The sequence below is a fragment of the Sulfitobacter maritimus genome, assembly GCF_013346665.1.
GTDB classification, from domain to species: Bacteria; Pseudomonadota; Alphaproteobacteria; order Rhodobacterales; family Rhodobacteraceae; genus Sulfitobacter; species Sulfitobacter maritimus.
The window spans coordinates 89,374-112,628 of record NZ_JABVBB010000037.1; the positions used below are offsets into that span (position 1 = coordinate 89,374).

General features: G+C 61.8%; 25 protein-coding genes and 1 tRNA gene. 23 read left to right on the forward strand and 3 right to left on the reverse strand.

Going from position 1 to position 23,255, the window contains the following annotated elements; translation table 11 throughout:
* Positions 1-123: 123 nt before the first annotated feature.
* Positions 124-198 (reverse strand) — tRNA-Thr (locus HTT03_RS14240).
* A gap of 85 nt (positions 199-283) precedes the next feature.
* Here HTT03_RS14240 and HTT03_RS14245 point away from each other — a divergent pair.
* The 8 genes from HTT03_RS14245 (at position 284) to HTT03_RS14280 (ending at position 6,094) form a co-directional block, all read left to right on the forward strand.
* The gene (locus HTT03_RS14245; RefSeq protein WP_174860451.1) at positions 284-460 is read left to right on the forward strand and encodes a hypothetical protein; all 177 of its coding nucleotides are present in this window, start codon (positions 284-286) and stop codon (positions 458-460) included.
* Between the two features lie 3 nt (positions 461-463).
* Complete coding sequence (gene murA / locus HTT03_RS14250; protein ID WP_174860452.1) at positions 464-1,735, forward strand: UDP-N-acetylglucosamine 1-carboxyvinyltransferase; 1,272 nt, start codon at positions 464-466, stop codon at positions 1,733-1,735.
* On the forward strand, positions 1,732-2,202 hold the full coding sequence (locus tag HTT03_RS14255; RefSeq protein WP_174860453.1) for a DUF2948 family protein: 471 nt from the start codon (positions 1,732-1,734) through the stop codon (positions 2,200-2,202). The genes murA and HTT03_RS14255 overlap by 4 nt, the downstream gene beginning before the upstream one ends.
* Before the next feature lie 30 nt (positions 2,203-2,232).
* Positions 2,233-2,562 carry a hypothetical protein gene (locus HTT03_RS14260; RefSeq protein WP_093743894.1) on the forward strand — a complete coding sequence of 110 codons (330 nt, stop codon included), beginning with the start codon at positions 2,233-2,235 and terminating at the stop codon, positions 2,560-2,562.
* Between the two features lie 21 nt (positions 2,563-2,583).
* Positions 2,584-3,885, forward strand: a complete 1,302-nt coding sequence (gene hisD / locus HTT03_RS14265; protein ID WP_174860454.1) for a histidinol dehydrogenase — start codon at positions 2,584-2,586, stop codon at positions 3,883-3,885.
* 290 nt (positions 3,886-4,175) lie between these two features.
* Positions 4,176-5,069: a DUF2189 domain-containing protein gene (locus tag HTT03_RS14270; RefSeq protein ID WP_174860455.1), complete on the forward strand. Its 894-nt coding sequence runs from the start codon at positions 4,176-4,178 to the stop codon at positions 5,067-5,069.
* On the forward strand, positions 5,015-5,632 hold the full coding sequence (locus tag HTT03_RS14275) for a UPF0262 family protein (protein ID WP_281361065.1): 618 nt from the start codon (positions 5,015-5,017) through the stop codon (positions 5,630-5,632). The genes HTT03_RS14270 and HTT03_RS14275 overlap by 55 nt, the downstream gene beginning before the upstream one ends.
* Positions 5,633-6,094 (forward strand): arsenate-mycothiol transferase ArsC, encoded by a 462-nt coding sequence (locus HTT03_RS14280; protein WP_174860457.1) that lies wholly within the window; start codon positions 5,633-5,635, stop codon positions 6,092-6,094.
* Positions 6,095-6,100: 6 nt separating this feature from the next.
* Here HTT03_RS14280 and HTT03_RS14285 read toward each other — a convergent pair whose 3' ends face one another.
* Positions 6,101-6,463: a hypothetical protein gene (locus HTT03_RS14285; RefSeq protein ID WP_246253545.1), complete on the reverse strand. Its 363-nt coding sequence runs from the start codon at positions 6,461-6,463 to the stop codon at positions 6,101-6,103.
* Positions 6,464-6,676: 213 nt separating this feature from the next.
* Here HTT03_RS14285 and lepA point away from each other — a divergent pair, with 213 nt between their 5' ends.
* The 5 genes from lepA (at position 6,677) to HTT03_RS14310 (ending at position 11,845) form a co-directional block, all read left to right on the forward strand.
* Entirely contained in the window at positions 6,677-8,476 is a 1,800-nt protein-coding gene (gene lepA, locus HTT03_RS14290; protein ID WP_174860458.1) for a translation elongation factor 4, read from the forward strand.
* A gap of 166 nt (positions 8,477-8,642) precedes the next feature.
* The gene (locus HTT03_RS14295) at positions 8,643-9,365 is read left to right on the forward strand and encodes an AbiU2 domain-containing protein (RefSeq protein ID WP_174860459.1); all 723 of its coding nucleotides are present in this window, start codon (positions 8,643-8,645) and stop codon (positions 9,363-9,365) included.
* 218 nt (positions 9,366-9,583) lie between these two features.
* Positions 9,584-10,024, forward strand: coding sequence for an alkylphosphonate utilization protein (locus HTT03_RS14300; protein WP_246253546.1), 441 nt, complete (start codon positions 9,584-9,586; stop codon positions 10,022-10,024).
* A gap of 139 nt (positions 10,025-10,163) precedes the next feature.
* The gene (locus tag HTT03_RS14305) at positions 10,164-10,994 is read left to right on the forward strand and encodes a 3-oxoadipate:acetyl-CoA acetyltransferase (RefSeq protein ID WP_174860460.1); all 831 of its coding nucleotides are present in this window, start codon (positions 10,164-10,166) and stop codon (positions 10,992-10,994) included.
* Between the two features lie 77 nt (positions 10,995-11,071).
* On the forward strand, positions 11,072-11,845 hold the full coding sequence (locus HTT03_RS14310) for an MBL fold metallo-hydrolase (protein WP_174860461.1): 774 nt from the start codon (positions 11,072-11,074) through the stop codon (positions 11,843-11,845).
* Positions 11,846-11,850: 5 nt separating this feature from the next.
* On the opposite strand, the gene HTT03_RS14315 is transcribed toward HTT03_RS14310, so the two are convergent.
* A complete protein-coding gene (locus HTT03_RS14315; RefSeq protein ID WP_174860462.1) occupies positions 11,851-12,507 on the reverse strand; it encodes a 5-formyltetrahydrofolate cyclo-ligase in 657 nt (218 codons plus the stop codon).
* A 214-nt stretch (positions 12,508-12,721) separates the two neighbouring features.
* Here HTT03_RS14315 and HTT03_RS14320 point away from each other — a divergent pair, with 214 nt between their 5' ends.
* The 10 genes from HTT03_RS14320 to HTT03_RS14365 are packed head-to-tail and all read left to right on the forward strand — an operon-like array spanning position 12,722 to position 23,238.
* Positions 12,722-13,777, forward strand: coding sequence for a C4-dicarboxylate TRAP transporter substrate-binding protein (locus HTT03_RS14320; RefSeq protein ID WP_174860463.1), 1,056 nt, complete (start codon positions 12,722-12,724; stop codon positions 13,775-13,777).
* A 25-nt stretch (positions 13,778-13,802) separates the two neighbouring features.
* Positions 13,803-14,336 carry a TRAP transporter small permease gene (locus HTT03_RS14325; protein WP_174860464.1) on the forward strand — a complete coding sequence of 178 codons (534 nt, stop codon included), beginning with the start codon at positions 13,803-13,805 and terminating at the stop codon, positions 14,334-14,336.
* The gene (locus HTT03_RS14330; RefSeq protein WP_174860465.1) at positions 14,336-15,676 is read left to right on the forward strand and encodes a TRAP transporter large permease; all 1,341 of its coding nucleotides are present in this window, start codon (positions 14,336-14,338) and stop codon (positions 15,674-15,676) included. The genes HTT03_RS14325 and HTT03_RS14330 overlap by 1 nt, the downstream gene beginning before the upstream one ends.
* A complete protein-coding gene (locus HTT03_RS14335) occupies positions 15,673-16,458 on the forward strand; it encodes an IclR family transcriptional regulator (RefSeq protein WP_174860466.1) in 786 nt (261 codons plus the stop codon). Before HTT03_RS14330 ends, HTT03_RS14335 begins: the two co-directional genes overlap by 4 nt.
* Positions 16,459-16,476: 18 nt before the next feature.
* On the forward strand, positions 16,477-18,573 hold the full coding sequence (locus HTT03_RS14340) for a 3-hydroxyacyl-CoA dehydrogenase NAD-binding domain-containing protein (protein WP_174860467.1): 2,097 nt from the start codon (positions 16,477-16,479) through the stop codon (positions 18,571-18,573).
* Positions 18,570-19,745, forward strand: a complete 1,176-nt coding sequence (locus tag HTT03_RS14345) for an acetyl-CoA C-acyltransferase (protein ID WP_174860468.1) — start codon at positions 18,570-18,572, stop codon at positions 19,743-19,745. Before HTT03_RS14340 ends, HTT03_RS14345 begins: the two co-directional genes overlap by 4 nt.
* A gap of 11 nt (positions 19,746-19,756) precedes the next feature.
* Complete coding sequence (locus tag HTT03_RS14350; RefSeq protein ID WP_174860469.1) at positions 19,757-20,956, forward strand: acyl-CoA dehydrogenase family protein; 1,200 nt, start codon at positions 19,757-19,759, stop codon at positions 20,954-20,956.
* Complete coding sequence (locus HTT03_RS14355) at positions 20,953-22,086, forward strand: acyl-CoA dehydrogenase family protein (protein WP_174860470.1); 1,134 nt, start codon at positions 20,953-20,955, stop codon at positions 22,084-22,086. The genes HTT03_RS14350 and HTT03_RS14355 overlap by 4 nt, the downstream gene beginning before the upstream one ends.
* On the forward strand, positions 22,067-22,474 hold the full coding sequence (locus HTT03_RS14360) for a PaaI family thioesterase (protein ID WP_174860471.1): 408 nt from the start codon (positions 22,067-22,069) through the stop codon (positions 22,472-22,474). The genes HTT03_RS14355 and HTT03_RS14360 overlap by 20 nt, the downstream gene beginning before the upstream one ends.
* A complete protein-coding gene (locus HTT03_RS14365) occupies positions 22,471-23,238 on the forward strand; it encodes an oxepin-CoA hydrolase, alternative type (protein WP_174860472.1) in 768 nt (255 codons plus the stop codon). Before HTT03_RS14360 ends, HTT03_RS14365 begins: the two co-directional genes overlap by 4 nt.
* Positions 23,239-23,255: the final 17 nt, after the last annotated feature.

Genomic DNA, 23,255 nt, shown 5'->3' on the forward strand with positions numbered 1-23,255 from the left:
AAGGTTAATGGTGCTGCTGGAGAGAATTGAACTCTCGCACTCAGACTGGCGCGTAGCGACGGGCGTAAGTCGAGAGACCAGCGCCTATGCGAGGGCGACATATCCAGCAATGAATGAGGTAAATGGTGCTGCTGGAGAGAATTGAACTCTCGACCTCTCCCTTACCAAGGGAGTGCTCTACCTCTGAGCTACAGCAGCGCCGTGGGCGGGTGATTAGCCGCAATCGAAATGAGGCGCAACCCCTGATCTGGACGCTTGGGGTGCCCTGCGCTAGATAGGCGGCATGACAAAGCAAAATGGCCCCAAACAGACCGGAAAAACCCCTTCCGCCCGCGATGCACGGCTGAAAGCGGCGTTGAAGGCCAATATGGCCCGGCGCAAGGCTCAGGCGCGTGCGCGGGCTGCGGATGTGGCGCAGGATACACGCAATGACCCCCAGGGGTCGGAAAAGGACAGCTGAACGATGGATTCGATTCTGGTAAAAGGCGGCGGCGCGCTCAACGGGCAAATCCCCATCGCGGGGGCCAAGAACGCCTGTCTAGCGCTGATGCCGGCGACCTTGCTCAGCGAAGAGCCGCTGACCCTGACCAACGCGCCCCGTCTGAGCGACATTCGCACCATGACCGAACTGTTGCAGTCGCTGGGCGCGGAAGTGACCTCGTTGCAAGATGGCAAGGTCATTGCCATGGCAAGTCATGGCGAGATCAACACCCGCGCGGAATATGACATCGTGCGCAAGATGCGCGCGTCGAACCTTGTCCTCGGCCCGCTGCTGGCCCGCGAAGGCCATGCTGAGGTTTCCCTTCCCGGTGGCTGTGCGATTGGTGCACGTCCGATGGACATTCACACCGACGGACTTGCCAAAATGGGCGCCGAAATCGACCTGCGCGATGGCTACCTCTATGCCAAGGCGGCGGGCGGCAAGCTCAAGGGCGCTGTGATCGACTTCCCCTTCGCCTCTGTCGGGGCCACGGAAAACATTCTGATGGCCGCCACGCTGGCCAAAGGCACCACCGTCATCAACAACGCCGCTCGGGAGCCGGAGATCGTTGATCTCGCCGATTGCCTCCGCGCCATGGGCGCACAGATCGAAGGTGACGGCACGTCGAGTATTACGATTCAGGGTGTCGATCGTCTGCATGGTGCGACCCATAAGGTCGTCACCGACCGGATCGAACTTGGCACCTACATGCTCGCCCCCGCCTTTTGCGATGGGGAGGTTGAACTGCTTGGCGGGCGTATCGATCTGCTCGAAGCCTTTTGCGAAAAGCTGGATGCCGCGGGCATTGAGGTCACCGAGACCGAGGCGGGCCTCAAGGTCGCACGGCGCAACGGGCGCATCTCGGCAGTGGATGTCACGACCGAGCCGTTCCCCGGCTTCCCGACCGATCTGCAAGCGCAAATGATGGCGCTGCTCTGCACCGCCGAAGGCACGTCGGTGTTGGAAGAGAAAATTTTTGAAAACCGCTTCATGCACGCGCCGGAACTCATTCGCATGGGCGCACGGATTGACGTTCAGGGCGGCACGGCAACGGTTCAAGGGGTCGAAAAGCTCAAAGGCGCGCCGGTCATGGCGACCGATCTGCGGGCCTCGATCTCGCTCATTCTCGCCGGATTGGCGGCGGAAGGCGAAACCACGGTCAGCCGCGTCTATCACCTTGATCGCGGCTATGAGCATGTCGTGGCCAAACTGCGCGGTGTCGGCGCCCAGATCGAAAGGATCAGCACCAAATGACCGAAGATGCACGTTTCGAAGATGGCCGCGAAGCGCCACTGAACCTTGGCGCATTGGATGCCGAGGATCTCACGGTGATTGCCTCGCTCACCCAAGACGCGGTCTTTCCCGCCTCGGAAATGCGCTGGCACCGCGCCGGCGCCCGTTTCGCGCTGCTGCTGAACCGCCTGCGGCATGAGGATACGGGCGCCGACCGCCATGCGCCGGAACGTGTGCAATCGGTCCTGATGTTCAACAACGTAGAGCGCGTCGCCAGCCAAGGGGTGCCAAAGGGCGACGCCGACACGATTCTGGCGCTGCTCGACATCAGCTTCGAGCAGACCGACGCGCCTTCGGGCCAAGTCACCCTCACGCTTGCAGGCGACGGTGCGATCCGGCTCGACGTCGAAGCGCTGGAAGTCACCCTCAAGGATGTGACCCGCCCCTATGTCGCGCCTTCCAAGAAGCGGCCCGTTCACCCCGAATGACGCCCGCTCAAGGGCGCAAGGATCGATCCGATGCCTGAACTGAAGCAAAACCGTTTCACCCGTGGCCGCGTCGCCGCGCTGCTGACCGAAGCCACCGGCTGGGCGCTTCTGCTGCTCGGCGTGGCGCTGGCGGTGCGGCATTTGCTCGGCACAGTCACCCTGCCGGGGCTGCTTGCGCCTGCCGCTGCCATCGCGGGCGGGCTTTTCGCCATTCTCGCCGCCCATGTCGCTCGCGCGGTTTTCGACAACGCCCAAGACACCCGCGCCATGCGGCTCGCGCAGCGCAAACCGCCCGCCGCCGCTGGCCCGACCAACGCGGGCCTGCGCGCCGAACCCAGCCTGCGCCGCCCCGGTTCTTAACCCTTTTCCCGAAAGACCCCCATGCCCGTCACGCTCGATGCCACCGCCGCCGATTTCGAAACCGCGTTCGACAAGCTTCTGAACGCCAAGCGCGAGGACAGCCCCGATGTTGACGCCGTGGTGGCCGAGATCATCGCCGATGTCCGCGCCCGCGGGGACGCCGCCGTGATCGAACTGTCGGAAAAATTCGACCGCGTGACCCTCACCCCCGACACCCTGCGCATCAGCGCCGAGGAGGTCGACGCCGCCGTGGCCGAAGTTTCCGCCGAAGATCGCAAGGCGCTGGAACTCGCCGCCGACCGCATCCGCGCCTACCACGCCCGGCAACTGCCCGAAGACGCCGAATGGACCGACCCCGACGGCGCGACCCTCGGCTGGCGCTGGACGCCGGTCTCCGCCGCTGGCCTCTACGTGCCCGGCGGGCTGGCAAGCTACCCGTCCTCGGTGCTGATGAACGCCATCCCCGCCAAGGTCGCGGGCGTCGCGCGTCTTGCCATGGTCGTGCCAACCCCGGACGGCGTGCTGAACCCGCTGGTCTTGCTCGCCGCCCGCATCGCCGGGGTGGACGAGATCTATCGCATCGGCGGCGCACAGGCCGTCGCTGCACTGGCTTACGGCACCGAGACGATCCCCCCGGTGGACAAAATCACTGGCCCCGGCAACGCCTTTGTCGCCGCCGCCAAACGTCGTGTTTTCGGCAAGGTCGGCATCGACATGATCGCGGGCCCCTCAGAAATCCTCGTCATCGCGGATGGTGACAACGATCCCGACTTCATCGCCCTCGACCTGCTCAGCCAAGCCGAACATGACGAAAGCGCGCAAAGCATCCTGATCACCACGGATGCCGGCTTTGCCCGTGCGGTCCAAGATGCGGTGGAAAAACATCTGTTGACCCTAGAACGCCGCGCCATCGCGGGGGCCAGCTGGCGCGACAATGGCGCGATTATCACGGTGCCAGACCTCGACGCCGCTGCCGCGCTCAGCAACCGCATCGCGCCGGAACACCTCGAACTCTGTGTCGCGGACCCAAAAGCGCTCTCGGCCAAGATCACCCATGCGGGCGCGATCTTCCTCGGCCAGTGGACGCCTGAAGCCATTGGCGACTATGTCGGCGGCCCAAACCACGTGTTGCCCACCGCCCGCTCGGCGCGGTTCTCCTCTGGCCTTTCGGTGCTCGACTTTATGAAGCGCACCACCTTGGCGCAGATGTCGCCGGACGCTTTGCGGGCCATCGGGCCTTCCGCAGAACGGCTGGCGCAATCCGAGAGCCTTGAAGCGCACGGCCTGTCGGTCACTGCACGGCTGCGCAAGCTGAACGGCTAGGGCAGGGGCGCTAACGGGAGCGCTCTCCGTCGTGGGCGCACCGTACATCCCCATAGAAACGGTCGGCGCGCCGTGGGCGAACCGCCCCAATTGGCGAAGCGTCGCAAAACCGCCCTCCGGGGGGAGTGATGTCTGCTGTGTCACCGGGCGGGGCTAACGCTGGCGCACCTTTACGTGAACGGCGCGACAGAACCCAAATTTCATGCTATCCTGAAGACATCCCCGCGTCGGGAAAGGTCTGATTTAGCGGGGTAATTGCCCCTGCGGGCACCCATGAAGGGAGCATAGTCATGGCCAAAGCACGTACCCCAAAGACGATCGGCAATCCGCTGTCCTTCGCGGCCCATACGGCGCAGGGCGGAACCCAATATATCGGCAACGGTCTGCGCGAACTGGGCGCAGCAGATGATGCCCCGGTCGAGTATTACGACCTCTCATTCGCGGACCTCACACAATCCCTGCGCAAAGGCTTCGAAGACTTCGCCGCCATGCGCACGGATGTGATGTTTATCGTGCTGGTCTATCCGGTCATCGGCCTTGCGCTGGTCCTCTTTGCGCTGAACCGAGACTTGATGCCGCTGGTCTTTCCCGCAATCTCTGGCTTTGCCCTGCTGGGTCCAGTGGCCTCCCTTGGCCTTTATGAGATGAGCCGCCGCCGCGAAGCCGGACTGCCCGCGGGCTGGGGGGATGCGTTCAATGTGCTGAAATCACCTTCTTTCACGCCTATCGTGGTGCTGGGCGGCTATTTGTTGATGCTATTTGCCGTCTGGATGTTGGCGGCCTTTGGCCTTTACAACGTGACCCTTGGGCCAGAAGCGCCTGCCTCCTTCACGGCTTTGCTGCGCGATGTCTTTACCACCAGCGCAGGGTTGACGATGCTGATCTTGGGTCTGCTGATCGGCGGGGTCTTTGCCGCTGCGGTGCTGGCCTCCACCGTGGTCTCTTTCCCGATGCTACTTGACCGCCATGTTGGTCTGCCGCGTGCGGTGGCAACCTCCATCGAAGTCACCAGACGCAACCCGCTTGTCGTAATTGCTTGGGGCGCGATCGTGGTGGCGCTGCTTGCTGTTGGCGTGTTGACGCTCTTTATCGGGCTGATCGTCGTGCTGCCCGTGTTGGGCCACGCCACATGGCACCTCTACCGCGAAGCTGTCGTGCCGCGCCACGCCGCAGAGACCGCGTAGCGCCGCCTGCGATCATCCCGCATTGCCCCGCGTCAAACGCTGCGCTATCCACATCAGGTATCGCCAGCAAAAAGGATGCGCCGATGACCCGCATCACCCATATCGCGCTTGATGACGCGAACATGCCGCCCCCCACGCCCGAGATCGATCAGGAGCGTAAAGTGGCCATGTTCGACCTGCTGGAGGAGAACAGCTTTGTCATTCCAGAGCGCGACAAAGGCCCGGTGCCCGAAGGCCCGTACCACCTGTCGCTGTCGATCCGGGACAAGCGGCTGGTCTTTGACGTGCAGACCGAAGCCGCTGAAAAAGCCGCAGAATTCCACCTCTCGCTCGGTCCCTTCCGGCAGGTGGTAAAGGACTATTTCCAAATCTGCGAGAGCTATTTCGAGGCGGTCAAGAAGCTCCCCCCCAGCCAGATTGAGACCATCGACATGGCCCGGCGCGGCATCCACAACGAAGGCTCCCGCGTGCTGCAAGAGCGTCTGTCGGGCAAGGCCGAGATCGACACCGACACGGCGCGGCGGCTCTTTACCCTGATCTGCGTCCTACACTTCGGCGGCTGAATGACGCAAACGCTGCCCCAATCTGTGCTGTTTTGCTGTGACCACAACGCCGTGCGCTCGCCCATGGCCGAGGGGTTGATGAAAAAGTTCTACGGCACCGGCACCTATGTCCAATCCGTAGGCGTTAAAAACGACATGGAGATTGACGGCTTTTCCATCGCCGTCTGCAGCGAGTTGGACGTCGAACTTGACCGCCACCGCAGCCGCAGCTTTGACGAGATGGAGGAATGGGGTGACGATCTTGGCTCATTCGATCTGGTCATCGCGCTCAGCCCCGCCAGCCAACGCCGTGCGCTGGAGCTGACGCGCTTTTACCACCTCGACGTCGAATATTGGCCGATCCTCGATCCAACGGGCCTTGGTGAAAACCGCGAAGCCAAGCTCACCCAGTTCCGCGCCGCCCGCGATCAGATCGTCGGACGGCTGATTGACCGTTTCGGCCCGCCGCTGGAAGAAGGCTAGCCCCGCTCAGGTCCGCGAACAGGCCGCCGCAGCGCTCTGACCAAAGGCCTTCCACGTGCTCCAAAAGGCATTGTCGCGCGCATTGTCCGACTGGCGCATTTCTTGCAACCGATGTGGATCGCGAAAGACTTTGACCCCGGTGCGCTGTTCTGACCACGACAACGTCTGATCCGCCACCGCCTGCACGCAGCCACAACGCGCTTGGCTGGCGCCGCGCCGCCCGTCGGCCAAACAGGCTTTCTGGATCGGCCCGGTGGCAAAAAGCACCGGCGCGGGCGCAAACCGCCCCACGGCCGCATCGCTTGAATAACGTGACCCGCCACAGCCCGCCAAGACGACGAGCGCCATCAAACTCACAACTGTCCGCATTGATTTGCCCTATTGTTCTGGACCATGGGGTTTTCCCCTTGTCGGCCCGGTCTGCTCTGCGCTTCACTATGCCGCAAAATGGGGCTTCGCGCAATTCTAACGTGATCCAACACAACCGCGACGTTGCGATAAAGCGCCCGTCGGGGCGGGCAGGGGGCGCGGGGCGTTTATGACCAATTGACGCAGACGCAGCACTGCGCCATATCCCCTTGCATGACACCGCTTGAAAACATCCGCAATTTCTCCATCGTCGCGCATATCGACCACGGGAAATCCACGCTCGCCGACCGGCTGATCCAATCCACCAAAACAGTGGCCGACCGGGACATGAAAGAACAGATGCTCGATAACATGGATATCGAGCGCGAGCGGGGCATCACGATCAAGGCCCAGACCGTCCGGATCAACTACACCGCTGACGACGGGCAGGACTATGTCCTCAACCTGATCGACACCCCCGGCCACGTCGATTTCGCCTACGAAGTCTCCCGCTCTATGCGCGCGGTCGAAGGCTCGCTGCTGGTGGTCGACAGCACCCAAGGTGTCGAAGCGCAGACCTTGGCCAACGTCTACCACGCCATCGACGCGGACCATGAGATCGTGCCGGTGCTCAACAAGATCGACCTCCCCGCCGCCGATTGTGACCGCGTGGCCGAGCAGATCGAAGACGTCATCGGCATCGACGCCTCCGACGCGATCCAAGTCTCCGCCAAAACCGGCATCGGCATCAAGGAAACGCTTGAGGCCATCGTCACCCGCTTGCCTGCGCCCAAAGGCACGCTCGACGCGCCGCTCAAAGCCATGCTGGTGGATTCGTGGTACGACAGCTACCTCGGCGTCATCGTCCTCGTCCGCATCATGGACGGGCAGTTGCGCAAGGGCGACCGCGTCCGCATGATGCAAAACGGCTCCGTCCACCATGTCGACCGCATCGGCGTCTTCCGCCCCGCGATGACCGAGATCGACGTGCTCGGCCCCGGCGAGCTGGGCTTCCTCACCGCCTCGATCAAACAGGTCCGCGACACCCGCGTGGGCGACACGATCACGCATGAGAAAAAAGGCACCGAAGAGGCGCTGCCGGGCTTCAAACCCTCGCAGCCCGTCGTTTTCTGTGGCCTCTTCCCCGTTGACGCCGCCGAGTTCGAAGACCTGCGCGATTCAATCGAAAAACTCGCCCTCAACGACGCCAGCTTCTCCTATGAGATGGAAACCTCCGCCGCCCTCGGCTTTGGTTTCCGCTGTGGTTTCCTTGGTCTGCTGCACCTCGAAGTGATCCGCGACCGGATCGAGCGCGAATATGACATCGACCTCATCACCACCGCGCCGAGCGTCATCTACGACATCCACATGAAAGACGGCAGCGTCGAGCAGTTGCACAACCCCGCCGACATGCCCGACCTCACCCATGTCGACCATATCGAAGAGCCGCGCATCAAGGCGACGATCCTTGTGCCAGATGAATACCTCGGCGACGTGCTGAAACTCTGCCAGGACCGCCGCGGCATTCAGGAAAACCTCACCTACGCCGGCTCCCGCGCGATGGTGGTCTATGATCTGCCGCTGAACGAAGTGGTCTTCGACTTCTACGACCGGTTGAAATCGGTGACCAAGGGCTACGCCAGCTTTGACTACCAGATGATCGGCTACCGCACCGACGCGCTGGTGAAAATGTCGATCTTGGTGAATGACGAGCCCGTCGACGCGCTGTCGACCATGGTCCACCGAGACCGCGCCGAAATGCGTGGCCGCGCCATGGTCGAAAAGCTCAAAGACCTGATCCCGCGCCATATGTTCAAGATCCCGATCCAGGCGGCCATCGGCGGCAAGGTGATCGCCCGCGAGACGCTCTCGGCGATGCGCAAGGACGTGACCGCGAAGTGCTACGGTGGGGATGCGACGCGGAAGAAGAAACTGCTGGAGAAGCAGAAGGCTGGTAAGAAGAAGATGCGCCAGTTCGGGAAGGTGGATATCCCGCAGGAGGCGTTTATTTCCGCTCTAAAAATGGACAGCTAAAAGCTGGCCGTTTTTAGAGCGCGCGGGAGGCAGCGTATTGCGAAGCAATGCGCGTTCCCGCTCGGTTGTGTTTGGGTGCAGCAATCCTACTATCAAGACGATCATAACTTGGTATGAACTGTCCCCATAGCCGCGACACTTATCAATCGGAGCGCGGAAGTGAAGTATGACTACTAGGACCCACGATGAAATTGCGGCGGAATACGCAAAAGATTTTGGCGAGGCTGATGGTTTTTTGGTTCACAGACTCACAAATTCTGTATCTCAGTTAATTTTGCAGTGGAGAATGTTCCTTTTCTTCTACTGTGGGCCGCTGGAAAGGATCGAAGTCTTAAACGAAGCCTCCGGTTTAACCGCTCGAACTTTTCAAAATTTACTTTGGGACAATACAATACTTAACGTTCGGCGATTAACGGATCGGGAAAAATCACGAGGTGAAATCAACGTTTCGCTTGCGCATTTGCTGCGTATCTCCCGCGAGAAGGGAATTGCATGTTTGGACGTTCCTTATGAGGAACTGCTTTCATCGTGTGAAACGACTAGGCGTTATGCAGACAAGCATATCGCTCATTCAGACTTTGACCACGCAGCGGGACGGAAGATATCTTCGACAAATCGAGGCGAAACCACAAAGGCGATCAAAGAGATTTCAAGCTTCGTTCAGCTGTTTCACAAGAAAATTACAGATGTTTCTTATGAGTTGGTGCCCAGAACATCCGTGTCAGACGAGCAGCAATTTTTGAAACGGCTTTATCTCGGCAATCAAAGTTCTGTAGAGCAAACATCAGAGAAAATTAGGCAGGCAGAAGCCGGAGATTGGGATTCCGCATTTCAGTCAATTTACCCAGATTGGCTTTCGGATGACCACTTTCGAGATAATCCGTTCTAGTTGCCAAAATCGACTTGGGCTCTCTTGGGGTTTGCCAGAGCCCGAACCGCCCCTCGGTTCGGGCGCTTCGCTTTTCCCCGCCCCTCGGTTCGGACGCGGCGGTCCCAATCAACCACACCCAATGTATCCCCGGCCCAATTCTCGCGAAATATGCGTTCGGCATTTTAAGCAGCCCCCCCGGACTGTTCAATCCGGCTGCACCACCCTAAACCACCCCCATGACATGCCCCCTCTGCGCCACCTGCGCCGAGCAGACCGCCAGCGACACGCCAGATCCGGCCCGCTTCCGCGCCTTGGCCTCCACCATGTGGTCCGAAGACCCCGCCATTCAGGTCTTGGCCGCCCGCACCCTCGCCAAAATCCCCGAGCCTTGGGCCCGCGACCTCGCCGAGCAACTCTACCTCGACGACGAAACCAGAGCTTGGGCCGAGAACGTCCCCCAGCCCTCCGCCCACCGCGACAGCAACGGCGTGCCGCTCACGTCGGGCGATACCGTGGTGCTGATCAAAGACCTCACCGTCAAAGGCGCGGGCTTCACCGCCAAACGCGGCACCGCCGTGCACCGCATCTCGCTGGTCGCCGACAACCCCGCCCATATCGAAGGTCGGGTCGAGGGCCAGCGCATCGTGCTCCTGACCGAATTCGTGAAAAAACGCTGACGCAAATCCCGCGACGCGCATATGCACGCCCGGTGTACAGCCGGTGTACAATATGTGACATTTAACCTCTGATTAACAAATCTTCGCGCACCACTTGCACTCTGCGCGCTAAGCCTTTGTCACCACAGGAAGATCGGCCATGACCACCCCCTGCATCCTTTGCGTCGCCATCACCGGCTCTGTCCCCACGAAATCGGCCAATCCTGCGGTGCCGATCTCAATCTCCGAGCAGGTCGAATCCACCCACGAGGCCTATGAAGCAGGCGCCAGCATCTGCCATGCCCATGTCCGCAACGACGACGAAACCCCATCCTCCGACCCCGAAAAATTCGCCCGGTTGATGGAGGGGGTCAAGGCGCATTGCCCTGATATGATTATACAATTTTCCACCGGAGGCCGCTCCGGCGCGGGCAAAGAGCGCGGCGGCATGTTGTCCCTGCGCCCCGATATGGCCTCCCTGTCGGTCGGCTCTAACAACTTCCCCACCCGCGTCTACGAAAACCCGCCGCAACTGGTCGACTGGCTGGCGAGTGAGATGAAAGCCTTTGAAATCAAACCAGAAATTGAAGCCTTCGACCTATCCCACATCCACAAAGCCGCCGAAATGAACCGCGACGGTCGCATCCCCGGCCAGCTTTACGTGCAATTCGTTATGGGCGTCAAAAATGCCATGCCAGTGGACCGCGAAACCTTTGATTTTTATATCAAAACCCTAAACCGGCTCGCCCCCGACGCCCAATGGTGCGCCGCTGGAATCGGGCCGGGTCAGATCATCCTCAACGAATGGGCCATCGCTGCCGGGGGCCACACGCGGGCGGGGCTAGAAGACAACGTCCGTCTTGACCGCGAGACCCTCGCACCCTCCAACGCCGCGCTGATCGCCCGCGCCGCAAGTCTTTGTGATAAATACGAAAGACCGATAGCCAGCCCGCAACAAGCCCGCGAAATCCTCGGCCTTCGCCCGGCATAAGACCGCCCGCTTACAGGGGCTGCGTTGAAACCCGGCGTGGCCCCGCTACCTCCTGCGTATCAACACAGGAGTTCGAGATGACACACTCACGCCGCCATTTCCTCGCCGCCAGTGCCGCCGCAGGGGCCGTAACCTTGCTCCCCTTCGCCGCCCGCGCCGCCGCGCATAGTGGCGACAGTTTCGATACAAACGCCGGGCCGATCACCGTGCATCCTATTGAACACGCGTCATTTCTCATGGAAACACCGGCGGGCGTGATCTATGTCGACCCGGTCGGTGACGCGGGGCTTTACAGCGATTTTGCCAAGCCCGATTTGATCCTCATCACCCATGAACACGGCGATCATTACAACGCCGATACGCTCAAAGCACTCGCGGGCGATGAGACCCAGATCATCACCAATCCGGCAGTTTACGACATGCTGCCCGAAGAGCTCAAAGCTAAGGCCAGCCCCCTCGCTAACGGCGAAAGCACCGACTTTAAAGGCCTGCCTATCAACGTGATCCCCGCCTATAACATCACGGAAGATCGCAAGAAATTCCATCCCGAAGGCCGCGACAACGGCTATATTCTCGGCTTTGACGGCTTCCGCGTCTATATTTCCGGCGATACCGAAGACACCCCCGAAATGCGCGAGTTGACGGACATCTCATTGGCCTTTGTCTGCATGAACCTACCCTTCACCATGGATTCCAACGCCGCAGCCTCCGCAGTGGCGGAATTCAAACCGACCTACGTCTACCCCTACCACTACCGCGGCAAGGACGGGGGAACGCAGGACCCCGAAGAATTCGCCAAACGCGTGGGCACAGATGTAGAGGTCAAAATGGGTGGCTGGTACGAAGGCTAACGCTTTCAATCTGCTAGCAAATCCGCGTGGTGTGTCATCGTACCGTCACCAAGAATTGACTGCTGCATAGGCACGTCCCACGGCATGGGAAAGATCGTGTCTATGCGGCAGAAATCATGCCCCACGCCGATCACCTGCGGCATTCGGGGCAGGGCGGCCAGCGTGCGGTCATAGTAGCCGCCGCCATTGCCCAGACGGTAGCCAGCCGCATCAATGCCCAGCAAAGGGGCGATCACCACGTCCGGGGTCAAGGCTTCTGAGGACTGCGGCACCGGGATGTTCCAGACCCCACGGGTCATCGCGCAACCCGGTTCCCAACGATGAAAGGCAACCGGGGCGTCTTTCTCAACCACCATCGGCAAAGCGATCTGTGCGCCCCGTTCATGTGCCGCTGTCATCCACGGGCGCAGGTCCAACTCGCCTCGGATCGGCCAATAAACAGCGATGGTCTGGTCTGTCGGCGATGAAAGCACGCCATTAAGCAGGTCGCCGACGACGTTTGATTGTGCTTTCAGCTGATCCGGCGACAGCGCCCGCCGTGCTGCCATAAGCCGCGCACGCTCTGCCTTGCGAAAGCGTGCCACATCGCGGCGGGTGTCGGGATCGACGGGCTGACCGGCGACCAGCAGATGGGCAAAACAAGGACTACTGTCATCTGTCATGCAGAGAGTGTGGCAAGACCGCCTGCGCTGTGCAAGCGCGATCTATTAACCTATTGGCCGAATTTCCCCGTTAGATACCAGCGCCTTAGACCCGTTCTCGGCGCCATCACGGAAGTTCTGCTTGATTGGTGCAAAGGCTCAGACTAGCGTGACCTGCGACAAATGCGAAACTCCGGTTCGCATTGTGAAACAAGTCTCTGGGAGGAGCCTATATATGACACTTTTGAAATCCTTCGGCTGCGCAGCCACATTGGCGCTGGCAGGCGGTGCGTTGAGCGCTGAAACCGTGCTGATTCATGGCGAGGCAGGGCCAAACCGCGGTGCGCGCGCCGATGCCCTGCAGTGGTTCGCCGATCAAGTGGCCGAGCGCTCGGACGGTGATATGCGAATCGACATTCAGTGGGGTGGGGCACTGTTCAAAGCCAACGCTGCCGTGCAATCCATCGCCGACGGTGTGGCCGACACCGGTTCCGTCATCGCGGTCTATTACCCGCAGGAAATGGCGGGCTACGGCATCGCAGACCTGCCCGTAAACAACCCCGACGCTTGGGTTGGCATGCGTGCCACGGATGAGCTGATGCGCAGCAGCGACGCCATTCAAGAAGACCTTGCGGATAAAAACCTCGTCTATATCGGCACGTGGACCACGTCTCAGGTGAACATCGGCTGCAAGGGCGGCGCGATCAAATCTGTCGAAGACATCGCAGGCAAAAAAGTCCGCGGCGTGGGCGCCTATGGCAAGGTCTTTGGCGAGCAGGGCGCGAATATGGTCAACATGTCGATCTACGACGCTTACCAAGGTCTCGACACCGGGCTGATCGATTGTTCGCAGGGCTACAGCTATGCGGTTGCGGCGCTCAAGCAGGCCGAGGTGATGGACAGCTACACGATCCTCGATTGGGGTCAGGTCGGGGGCTTGGGCATCTTTATGAACAAGGACATGCACGACAGCCTAACGCCTGAGCAGCAAGAAACGCTGGCCGAGGTCGGCTCGGAAATGGCCGATGAGTTTGGCCGTATGATCACCACCGCCAACGAAAAAGCCATCGCCTCGATGAAAGAGCAGGGCGTCGAAGTCATCACCCTGCCCGAAGAGGACCGCGCGCAGCTGGTGAAAGCCGGTGAGAAGTTCCTCGACGAATGGCAGCAGACTGCCGAGTCCACCGGCCTGCCGGGGACGCAACTGCTCGAAGAGTACAAGGGTCTGATCGCCAAATACACCGAAGAGCGCGATGCAAACGGCTATCCTTGGGAAGCCGAAAGCAACTGATCGCTGAAATTGGGGAGGGGCAGCTATGTTGGTAAATCTGGAGAAAATCCTGTTGGGCTTGGGCGCTTTGGCGGTGATTGCATTGGGGGTGTTGATCACCTCCAACGTGATCGCCCGCGCGCTCTTTGCCAGTCAGGTGCCGGATTCGGTGACCATGGTGCGTGAGCTCATGGTTGCCGCCATCCTGCTGCCCCTTGCCGCTGCCACCGCGGCGCGTGCGCATGTCTCGGTCGCTTTCGTGTCGGACCGTTTTCCGGCGCGGGCGCGGTCTTGTCTGATCGTGGCGGGTTCTGTCATCGGAATGCTGGCATTGGGCCCGCTGATCTATTCCGGCGGGCGCGAGTTTTTCGCTGTCGTCGAAAAGGGCAGCTTCTTTTATGGCGATTTGAACCTGCCGAAATGGCCGGGGCGGTTGCTGTTTCTCATTGGGATGATTGCCACCTTCCTGCGGCTGGCTGAGCTTACGTGGCGCGACAGCCGGACCATTCTCGCGGGCGGAATCGTCTCGGACGAACAACAACATGCTGCTGACCTGATGGTCGAAAAGGACGTGCTGTAATGGATGCTTCGACCATCGGAATGATCGCTTTTGCTGCGGTCCTGATCCTGCTCGCCCTGCGGGTGCCAATCGCCTTTACGCTGGCCGCTGTGGCGACCGTTGCCACCTTCTTTATCTTCGCCTTCCGCACTGGCACTTTCATGCCCGAACGCGCGATCAAGGCGACCACTTCGATGGTGTTTTCCAACTCCTTCGACCTCATTCACTCCTACGATCTGTCGATGATCCCGCTCTTTGTGGCGCTTGGTCACATTGCTTACCGCGCAGATATTACGACTAAAATCTATCACGCGGCCAAGGTCTGGCTGACACGCCTGCCGGGTGGTGTTGCGATGGCGAGTGTCATGGGCTGCGGCGGCTTTTCCGCGATCACCGGCTCGTCCATTGCCTGCGCCTCGACCATGGGCAAGATTTGCACGCCCGAGATGCTGCGGATGGGCTATGACCCGCGTCTGGCGACAGCCAGCGTTGCGGCGGGCGGCACATTGGGCTCGCTGATCCCACCCTCGGTCCTGTTCATCATCTACGGCATCTTTACCGAAACCTCGATCTCCTCGCTCTTCCTCGCGGGCGTTCTGCCGGGGCTGCTGACGCTGGCGGGTTTTGTGCTGGTCATCGCGGTCTGGGTCTGGCGCGATCCGGCGGTGGCGCCCTCGACCGACCAACGCTACAGCGCGGGTGAGCGGTGGCAGGCGGCCCTCGAAAGCTGGCCTGCGGTCCTGCTTTTCGTGCTCATCATCGGCGGCATTTACGGCGGCATCTTCACCGCGACTGAGGCTGCTGCGGTCTGCGTTGTCTCGGCCACGCTGATCGGCTTCGTGCAGGGCAAGCTCAACTGGTCGGGCCTGTGGGAAGCGGTGAAAGAGACCTGCGTTCAGACCTCCGCCATTTTCCTCATCGCCGCTAGCGCTAAGATTTTTGTTGCCTTCGTGGCCCTCACTGGCGTTGCAGGCACCATCGTGGGCTTCGTGTCCGACGCGCAGATGTCGCTTGTGGTGCTGATGCTCTGCATCGCGCTGATCTATCTCCTGCTGGGTATGTTCCTTGACCCCATCGGCATCATGGTGCTGACCCTGCCGCTGATGATCCCGCTCGTGGAAAGCTATGACCTGAATCTGATCTGGTTCGGGGTGGTGGTCATCAAGCTGCTGGAAATCGGCCTCATCACCCCGCCCGTCGGCCTCAACGTCTTTGTCATTGCCAATGTGGTGGGTCGTGAAGCGCCGATCGACAAGATTTTCGCAGGCATCACCCGCTTCCTCAGCGTCGATGTGATCGTGCTGATCCTCATCATGTCCTTCCCGATGATCTCGCTCCTGATCCCGATGGCGGCCCGATGAACGAGCAGTCGAACAGCGTCACAGATCGCAAGTTCGCCAATACGCTGGCGCGGGGCCTCGGGATTCTACGTGCTTTCCGTGCCAGTGACAGCGGGCTGTCGCATGCCCAGATTGCGGAGCGGACGGGGCTGCCCAAGCCCACCGTGTCGCGGCTGACCTATACGCTGTGCGAGTTGGGCTATCTGGCGCATGGCGGGCGTAACGACAAGTTTCGCCTCGGGCCTGCCGCGATCGCGCTTGGCTCGGTGGCGTCGGTCGCGGTCAGTTTCGTTGATATGGCGTCTGATGCGATGCAGGAATTGGCGGATGAGACCCGCACGCTGGCGCTGATCGCCGTGCGCGACGGAGACCGGATGATGCTGGTGCGCACCTGGCGGCCGCGCACGGCCTCGACCATCTGGTTGGAGCCGGGACATCGCATTCCGGTCTATGGCTCGTCTTCGGGCATGGCCACGCTGGCGAGCCTCGACGAAGACCGTTTCGAAGCGCTGTCCCCCGACGACCGCCTGCGCGATTTCCGCCGCGATGGCTATGAACAACTGCTCGCGCAGGGCTTTGTCCTCGCCCCCCCAGATACCCGCTATGCCCGGACGATTAATGCCGTGAGCGTACCCTATTATGCCGGCGAGTTTGGCGAGCCGGTGGCTTTCACCTGCGGTGCTTTGCCGGCCGACTTGCCCGACGAGCGCATTCTGTCACAAGTAGGGCCAGCGCTGCGTGACGTGGTCAGCGGCATCGAACAACGCACCGGACGGGCACCCGCCCTGTCACGGCGCGGTTAAGAACAAGGAGTTACTAAAATGACCGACAAGATCGCCTATTCCCGCCATGACGACATCGTTGTGCTGCGCATCGAAAACCCGCCCGTCAACGCACTGAGCCAAGCCGTGCGGCAGGGGCTGGCGGACGGCATGGACCGTGCCGAGGCCGAGGACGGCGTGCGCGCCGTTATGATCGTGGGCGCGGGTCGTGCCTTCATCGCGGGCGCCGACATCACCGAGTTCGGCAAGCCGCCGATGGAGCCGCATCTGCCCAACCTGTGCAACCGGATCGAAGCCTCGCCGCTGCTCGTCGTCGCCTCCATGCATGGCGTGAGCCTCGGCGGCGGTCTGGAAGTCGCCCTTTCAGCGCATTACCGCATCGCCCAGCCTTCGGCGCGTGTAGGCCTGCCCGAAGTACACCTTGGCCTGATCCCCGGCGCAGGCGGCACCCAACGTCTGCCGCGCCTCATCGGCGTGGAGCCCGCCCTCGATGCGATCACCACAGGCCGCCACATCAAGGCGCCACAGGCGTTGGAGATGGGCATCGTCGACCGCGTGGAGGAGGGCGATCCGCAGGAAGTGGGCCTCGCCTACGTCCGCGAATTGCTCAACAACGGTGCCGAGCGGCGTCCGATCTGCGACATGCCCGCCCCCGCACCCATCGACTGGGACGCCGCCTATGAGGCGACGCTGAAAAAGGGCCGCGGCCAGATTTCCCCCGCCGAGGCCGTGCGTGCCGTGCAGGCGGGCGTCGAGAAACCCTTCGAGGAGGGCATGAAAGCCGAACGCCGCATTTTCTCGGAACTGATGAACACCGACCAGCGTCAGGGCATGATCCACGCGTTCTTCTCCGAGCGGGCCGTCAGCAACCTGCCGGAACTCAAGGGCGTCGAGCCGCGGGAGTTGAAAGCCATCGGTGTGATCGGTGGCGGCACTATGGGTGCGGGCATCGCCACCGCAGCGCTGCTGTCGGGTTTCTCGGTCGTACTGATCGAGATGAAGGACGAGGCCGTCAAGGCCGCGCATGAGCGTATCTCCGGCAACCTCCAAGGCGCGCTGAAACGCGGCAAGATTGATCAGGCGAAGTTCGATCATCTGACGGGCGAGGCGCTCACCGTCTCCACCGAATACGACAGCCTGTCGGATGTCGATCTGGTGGTCGAAGCGGTCTTCGAGGACATGGACGTCAAAAAGCAGGTCTTCAGCAAGCTCGACGCGGTCTGCAAACCGGGTTGCGTGCTGGCCTCCAACACCTCCTATCTCGACGTGAACGAGATCGCCGCCAGCACCAAACGCCCTGAGGATGTGATCGGGCTACACTTCTTCTCGCCCGCGCATGTGATGAAACTGCTCGAGGTCGTCGTCGCCGACAAGACCGCGAAAGACGTGGTCGCCACGGGCTTCGCGCTCGGCAAGGCTTTGGGCAAGGTCAGCGTCCGCGCTGGCGTCTGCGACGGCTTCATCGGCAACCGCATCCTCGCCACCTACCGCACGGCGGCGGACCACATGGTGCTCGATGGTGCCAGCCCCTATAAAATCGACGCGGCGCTGGAGAAATTCGGCTTTGCCATGGGCCCCTTTGCGGTCGCCGATCTGGCCGGGCTCGACATCGGCTGGGCCACGCGCAAACGCAAGGCGGCCACGCGCCACCCCGAGGAGCGGGTGCCGACCTATATCGACCGGCTTTGCGAGCAGGGTCACTTTGGCCAGAAGACCGGCCAAGGCTACTACATCTACGAAAAGGGCAAACGCGGCGGCACGCCGAACCCGGAGATCACCCGCCTGATCGAAGAAGAGCAGAAAGAACGCGGCATCACCCCGCGCGACTTCACCGATGCCGAGATCGTGCGCCGCTACATGTGCGCCATGGTCAACGAGGCCGCCAAGGTGCTGGAAGAGGGCATCGCCAAACGCCCGCTCGACATCGATATGACGCTGCTCTTCGGCTACGGTTTCCCGCGCTACTGGGGCGGCCCGATGAAATGGGCCGACATTCAGGGTCTGCCCAATGTACTCGCCGCAATCGAGGGCTTCGCCGAGCAGGACCCGTGGTTCTGGAAGCCCGCGCCCCTGCTAGCCGAACTGGTCAAAACCAACCGCACTTTTGATGATCTGAACAAGGAAGCTGCCAAATGAAACAGGCCGTTATCGTCTCCGCCGTCCGCACCGGGCTGGCCAAATCCTTCCGCGGGTCATTCAACATGACCCACGGTGCCACCATGGGCGGCCATGTCGTCGCGGAAGCTGTGAAACGCTCAGGCGTCGATCCGTCGGCCATCGAAGACGTGATGATCGGCTGCGGCTACCCCGAGGGGGCCACCGGCTCCAACATCGCGCGCCAGATTGCGCTGCGCGCGGGCCTGCCGGTCACCGCCTCGGGCGTCACCGTGAACCGCTTCTGCTCCTCCGGTCTGCAAACCGTCGCCATGGCCGCCAACGCCATCTGCATGGAGGGCGCAGGTCCGATGGTCGCGGGCGGGGTCGAGAGCATCTCACTCATCCAGCCGGATGTGAAATCGGTTAAGGAGCCGTGGCTGAAAGAGCACAAGCCCGAAGTCTACATGGCGATGATCGACACCGCCGACATCGTGGCCAAACGCTATAACATCAGCCGCGAGGATCAGGACGCCTACGGTCTGCGCAGCCAGCAGCTGATCGCCAAAGCGCAGGAGGCCGGTCTTTTCGACGACGAGATCGTGCCGATGCAGACCACCATGGGCGTGCAGGACAAGGAAACCAAAGAGGTCTCCACCCGCGAGGTCACCGTGGACCGCGATGAATGCAACCGCCCGAACACCACGATGGAAGGGCTCGCAGGCCTGACCCCCGTGCGCGGCGAAGGCGCCTTCATCACCGCAGGCAACGCCAGTCAGCTTTCCGACGGTGCCGCAGCCCTCGTGCTGATGGACAGCAAGGAAGCCGAGCAGCAGGGCCTTCAGGCCATGGGCGCCTTCAAAGGCTTCGCCGTTGCGGGTTGCGAGCCTGACGAGATGGGCATCGGCCCGGTCTTCGCCGTGCCGCGCTTGCTGGAGCGTCATGGGCTGACCGTTGACGACATTGACCTGTGGGAATTGAACGAAGCTTTCGCCAGCCAAGCGCTCTACTGCCGCGACAAGCTGGGCATCGACCCCGACAAATGCAACGTGAACGGCGGCTCCATCGCCATCGGCCACCCCTTCGGCATGACCGGGGCGCGGATGACCGGCCACATCCTGCGCGAAGGTCACCGCCGCGGCGCGAAACTGGGCGTCGTGACGATGTGCATCGGCGGCGGCATGGGGGCGGCTGGCCTCTTCGAAATCTACTAAAGGGGGCCGACATGGACCTGAGCTATACAGACGAAGAACGCGCCTTCCGCGAGGAGGTGCGTCAATTCCTCGCCGAGAAACTGCCCAAGGAACTCTCCGAAAAGGTGCGCCGTGGGCAGGAGTTGACCAAGGACGACCACGAACGCTGGCACGCGATCCTGAACGAACAGGGCTGGCAGGCCACCAACTGGCCGAAAGAGTTCGGCGGTGCCGCGTGGAACGCCGTGCAGCGGCATATCTTCGAGGAAGAAGCCGCCGCACACCACGCGCCGCGCATCGTGCCCTTTGGCCTGTCGATGCTGGCCCCGGTGCTGCAGAAATTCGGCTCGAAAGAGCAGCAGGACTACTGGCTGCCGCGCATCCTCTCGGGTGAAGACTGGTGGTGTCAGGGCTATTCCGAGCCGGGCGCCGGGTCGGACCTCGCCTCGCTGAAAACCACAGCGGTCAAGGACGGCGACCATTACATCGTCAACGGTCAAAAGACTTGGACGACGCTGGGCCAGCACGCCAACATGATCTTCTGCCTTGTGCGGACGAACAAAGACGTGAAGCAGCAAGAGGGCATCTCCTTCCTGCTGATCGACATGGAAACCCCCGGCATCACCGTGCGCCCGATCATCCTGCTGGATGGCGGCGCCGAGGTGAACGAGGTCTTCTTCGACAACGTCAAGGTGCCTGCCGAGAACCTAGTCGGCGAGGAGGACAAGGGCTGGACCTACGCCAAGTACCTGCTGACCCATGAGCGCACCAACATCGCGGGGGTGGGCTTCTCCCAAGCCGGTCTTCAGGCCGTCAAACGCATTGCCAAGTCCGAGATGGCCGGGGGCCGCCCGCTGATCGAGAACCCGCATTTCGCCGCCCGCGTGGCGCAGGCCGAGATCGACCTGATGGCGATGGCGACGACCAATCTGCGGATCATTTCCAAGGCCGCCGCAGGACAAGCGCCGGGGGTGGAAAGCTCGATGCTCAAAGTCAAAGGCACGATCATCCGGCAGGAGATCAACGACCTCGCGCGCCGTGCGGCTGGCGTCTACGCGATGCCCTTTGCCTCGGAAGCGGTAGCAGGCAGCAATGATGCGCTGCCCGATCCCAATGACGCAGGCCCCGTGGCCGCGCAGTATTTCAACAACCGTAAACTGTCGATCTTCGGCGGCTCCAACGAGATCCAGCGCCAGATCATCGCCAAGACCATGCTGGGAGGTGGCAAATGAATTTCGACCTGACCGAAGAACGCCAGATGCTGCAGGACAGCCTGCGGCGGTTCCTGCGCGACAAATACGACACCGAGACCCGCAACCGCATCCTCGAAAGCGAGACTGGCTATTCGACCGAGATCTGGGAGGGTCTGGCCGAACTGGGCGTGATCGGTGCGCTCTTCACCGAAGAGCAGGGCGGTTTCGGCGGCGCGGGCTTTGACGTGACCACCGTCTTCGAAGAACTGGGCCGGGCTGGCGTGGTCGAGCCCTTGCTTGACAGCGCCGTGCTGGCGGGGGGGCTGATTGCCGACCTCGGGACCGAAGCGCAGCAGGAGCATATCGAGCAACTGATCGGCGGCGGGTTGCAACTGGCCTTTGCCCATGGCGAGCCGGGTAGCCGCTATGACCTGAACCGCGTCACCACCACCGCTGCGCAAAACGGTGGCGACATTGTGCTGAATGGCCGCAAGGCTGTCGTCGCCAACGCCGAGGCCGCGGACATGCTCGTCGTCTCCGCCCGCGAAAGCGGGGAGGCCGGGGATGAGACAGGTATCTCGCTCTTCCTCGTGCCATCCGATACCAAAGGGCTGACCGTCACTGGCTATGCATTGCTCGCCGGGGGCCGCGCCGCTGAAGTGACGTTGGACGATGTGACTCTGCCGGACAGCGCCCGTCTTGGCGCCGCAGGCAAGGCGTACGACGCCATCGAGGCCCGCACTGCCGTGGCCACAACCGCGCTGTGCGCCGAAACACTGGGCGCCATGGAAACTGCCTGCGCGCTGACCCGCGAATACCTCGGCACGCGCAAGCAGTTTGGCCGCCCGATCGGCAGCTTCCAAGCCTTGGCGCACCGGATGTCTGACCTGCTTATCGATCTGGAACAGGCCCGCTCTGCCGTGATCAACGCCGCTGGTCATCTGGCGAACGACCGCGTCAGCCGCGAGCGTCACGTCTCGGCGGCGAAAAACCTGATGGGCCGTGTCGGGCGTCTGGTGGCCGAGGACACGATCCAGATGCACGGCGGCATTGCGATGACGCAGGAATACGAACTCGCGCATATCGCCAAACGCATCACCATGGCGGACCACCGCTTTGGCGACACTGACCATCATCTGGAGCGGTTCATTGCACTATCCGCCGCATGAGGCACCGACCACCGGGGTTCAGCAGCTTATCGGGTTTCAGCCCGACCTGTCGAACCCCGATGGCAGCACCCGCGTTACACTTGATATTGGCCCGCAGCATCTGAATGTTTCAGGCGTGCTGCATGGTGGGCTGCATACGCTGATGCTTGACGTCGCCGCTGGTTTCTCCTGCGCACGGCACTGTGCGATGAGCGGGCCGTTTGTGCCGATGCTGACCCTGTCGCTCACGACCGATTACATCTCTGGGGTGCGCGAAGGGCAGGTTGTGGCAACGGGGCGCGTGACGGGCGGCGGGTACAAGATCCTCTATGCCGAAGCACAGCTGCACGACGCGGACGGTAAGCTGCTGTCGCGGGCGACAGGCGTATTCAAAAGGGCCAAGACATGAGTGCAAGGATCGAAGACCAAGGCGACCGTCTGATCGTCTGGAACGGCAATGCCGTAAAGCGCGGGGCACTTACGCCCGCGCTTTACGACGCCATTGCCGACGCCATGACGCTGGCGCAAGAGCCGCGCATCCGTGCGGTAATCCTCACCTCCGAGGGGCGGTTCTTCTGTGCGGGGGGCGATCTAAATGTCCTGATCGAACGCCGCAAAATGACCGAGCCGGAACGCCGCGAGCGGGTCGATGCGCTGCATGATTTGGTCCGTGCGATACGTGCCTGCCCGGTCCCTGTGATCGCCGCGGTGGAGGGGGGCGCTGCCGGGGCGGGGCTTTCTCTGGCGCTGGCCTGTGACATGATCGTCGCCTGCGAAGACGCGCAATTCACCGCCGCCTACGTCAAGGCCGGTCTGGTGCCTGATGCAGGTCTTACCGCGTCGCTGGCACGGCTTTTGTCGCGTCCGCTTGCAATGGAAATGTGCCTGCTGGGCCGCCCGGTGATGGCCATGCGCTTTGCCGAGTTGGGCGCGGTGAACCGTATCTGCCCCAATGGCAAAGCCTTGGAAGAAGCGCAGATGCTGGCCGATACGCTGGCCGCAGGACCCCGCGTCGCCCAAGGCACGATCCGGCAGTTGGTGGCGCAGGCCTATGAGACCGACGAGGCTGACCAACTCAACGCTGAGCGCAACGCCATGGCGCATGCCGCAGGCGGGGACGAGGCTGCCGAAGGCATCGCGGCCTTTTTAGAAAAACGAAAGCCCCGGTTTTAAACCGGGCAGCGGCCGTC

Bases quoted from the DNA above. Each gene is read 5' to 3' on its own strand.
- HTT03_RS14295 (WP_174860459.1), top strand. From the start codon at position 8,643: ATGACTACTAGGACCCACGATGAAATTGCGGCGGAATACGCAAAAGAT.
- HTT03_RS14320 (WP_174860463.1), top strand. From the start codon at position 12,722: ATGACACTTTTGAAATCCTTCGGCTGCGCAGCCACATTGGCGCTGGCA.
- HTT03_RS14330 (WP_174860465.1), top strand. From the start codon at position 14,336: ATGGATGCTTCGACCATCGGAATGATCGCTTTTGCTGCGGTCCTGATC.
- HTT03_RS14285 (WP_246253545.1), bottom strand. From the start codon at position 6,463: ATGCGGACAGTTGTGAGTTTGATGGCGCTCGTCGTCTTGGCGGGCTGT.
- HTT03_RS14335 (WP_174860466.1), top strand. From the start codon at position 15,673: ATGAACGAGCAGTCGAACAGCGTCACAGATCGCAAGTTCGCCAATACG.
- HTT03_RS14300 (WP_246253546.1), top strand. From the start codon at position 9,584: ATGACATGCCCCCTCTGCGCCACCTGCGCCGAGCAGACCGCCAGCGAC.
- HTT03_RS14340 (WP_174860467.1), top strand. From the start codon at position 16,477: ATGACCGACAAGATCGCCTATTCCCGCCATGACGACATCGTTGTGCTG.
- HTT03_RS14245 (WP_174860451.1), top strand. From the start codon at position 284: ATGACAAAGCAAAATGGCCCCAAACAGACCGGAAAAACCCCTTCCGCC.
- HTT03_RS14325 (WP_174860464.1), top strand. From the start codon at position 13,803: ATGTTGGTAAATCTGGAGAAAATCCTGTTGGGCTTGGGCGCTTTGGCG.
- HTT03_RS14350 (WP_174860469.1), top strand. From the start codon at position 19,757: ATGGACCTGAGCTATACAGACGAAGAACGCGCCTTCCGCGAGGAGGTG.
- HTT03_RS14275 (WP_281361065.1), top strand. From the start codon at position 5,015: ATGGCACCTCTACCGCGAAGCTGTCGTGCCGCGCCACGCCGCAGAGAC.
- murA (WP_174860452.1), top strand. From the start codon at position 464: ATGGATTCGATTCTGGTAAAAGGCGGCGGCGCGCTCAACGGGCAAATC.
- lepA (WP_174860458.1), top strand. From the start codon at position 6,677: ATGACACCGCTTGAAAACATCCGCAATTTCTCCATCGTCGCGCATATC.
- HTT03_RS14355 (WP_174860470.1), top strand. From the start codon at position 20,953: ATGAATTTCGACCTGACCGAAGAACGCCAGATGCTGCAGGACAGCCTG.
- hisD (WP_174860454.1), top strand. From the start codon at position 2,584: ATGCCCGTCACGCTCGATGCCACCGCCGCCGATTTCGAAACCGCGTTC.
- HTT03_RS14345 (WP_174860468.1), top strand. From the start codon at position 18,570: ATGAAACAGGCCGTTATCGTCTCCGCCGTCCGCACCGGGCTGGCCAAA.
- HTT03_RS14270 (WP_174860455.1), top strand. From the start codon at position 4,176: ATGGCCAAAGCACGTACCCCAAAGACGATCGGCAATCCGCTGTCCTTC.
- HTT03_RS14255 (WP_174860453.1), top strand. From the start codon at position 1,732: ATGACCGAAGATGCACGTTTCGAAGATGGCCGCGAAGCGCCACTGAAC.
- HTT03_RS14280 (WP_174860457.1), top strand. From the start codon at position 5,633: ATGACGCAAACGCTGCCCCAATCTGTGCTGTTTTGCTGTGACCACAAC.
- HTT03_RS14305 (WP_174860460.1), top strand. From the start codon at position 10,164: ATGACCACCCCCTGCATCCTTTGCGTCGCCATCACCGGCTCTGTCCCC.
- HTT03_RS14310 (WP_174860461.1), top strand. From the start codon at position 11,072: ATGACACACTCACGCCGCCATTTCCTCGCCGCCAGTGCCGCCGCAGGG.
- HTT03_RS14365 (WP_174860472.1), top strand. From the start codon at position 22,471: ATGAGTGCAAGGATCGAAGACCAAGGCGACCGTCTGATCGTCTGGAAC.
- HTT03_RS14315 (WP_174860462.1), bottom strand. From the start codon at position 12,507: ATGACAGATGACAGTAGTCCTTGTTTTGCCCATCTGCTGGTCGCCGGT.
- HTT03_RS14260 (WP_093743894.1), top strand. From the start codon at position 2,233: ATGCCTGAACTGAAGCAAAACCGTTTCACCCGTGGCCGCGTCGCCGCG.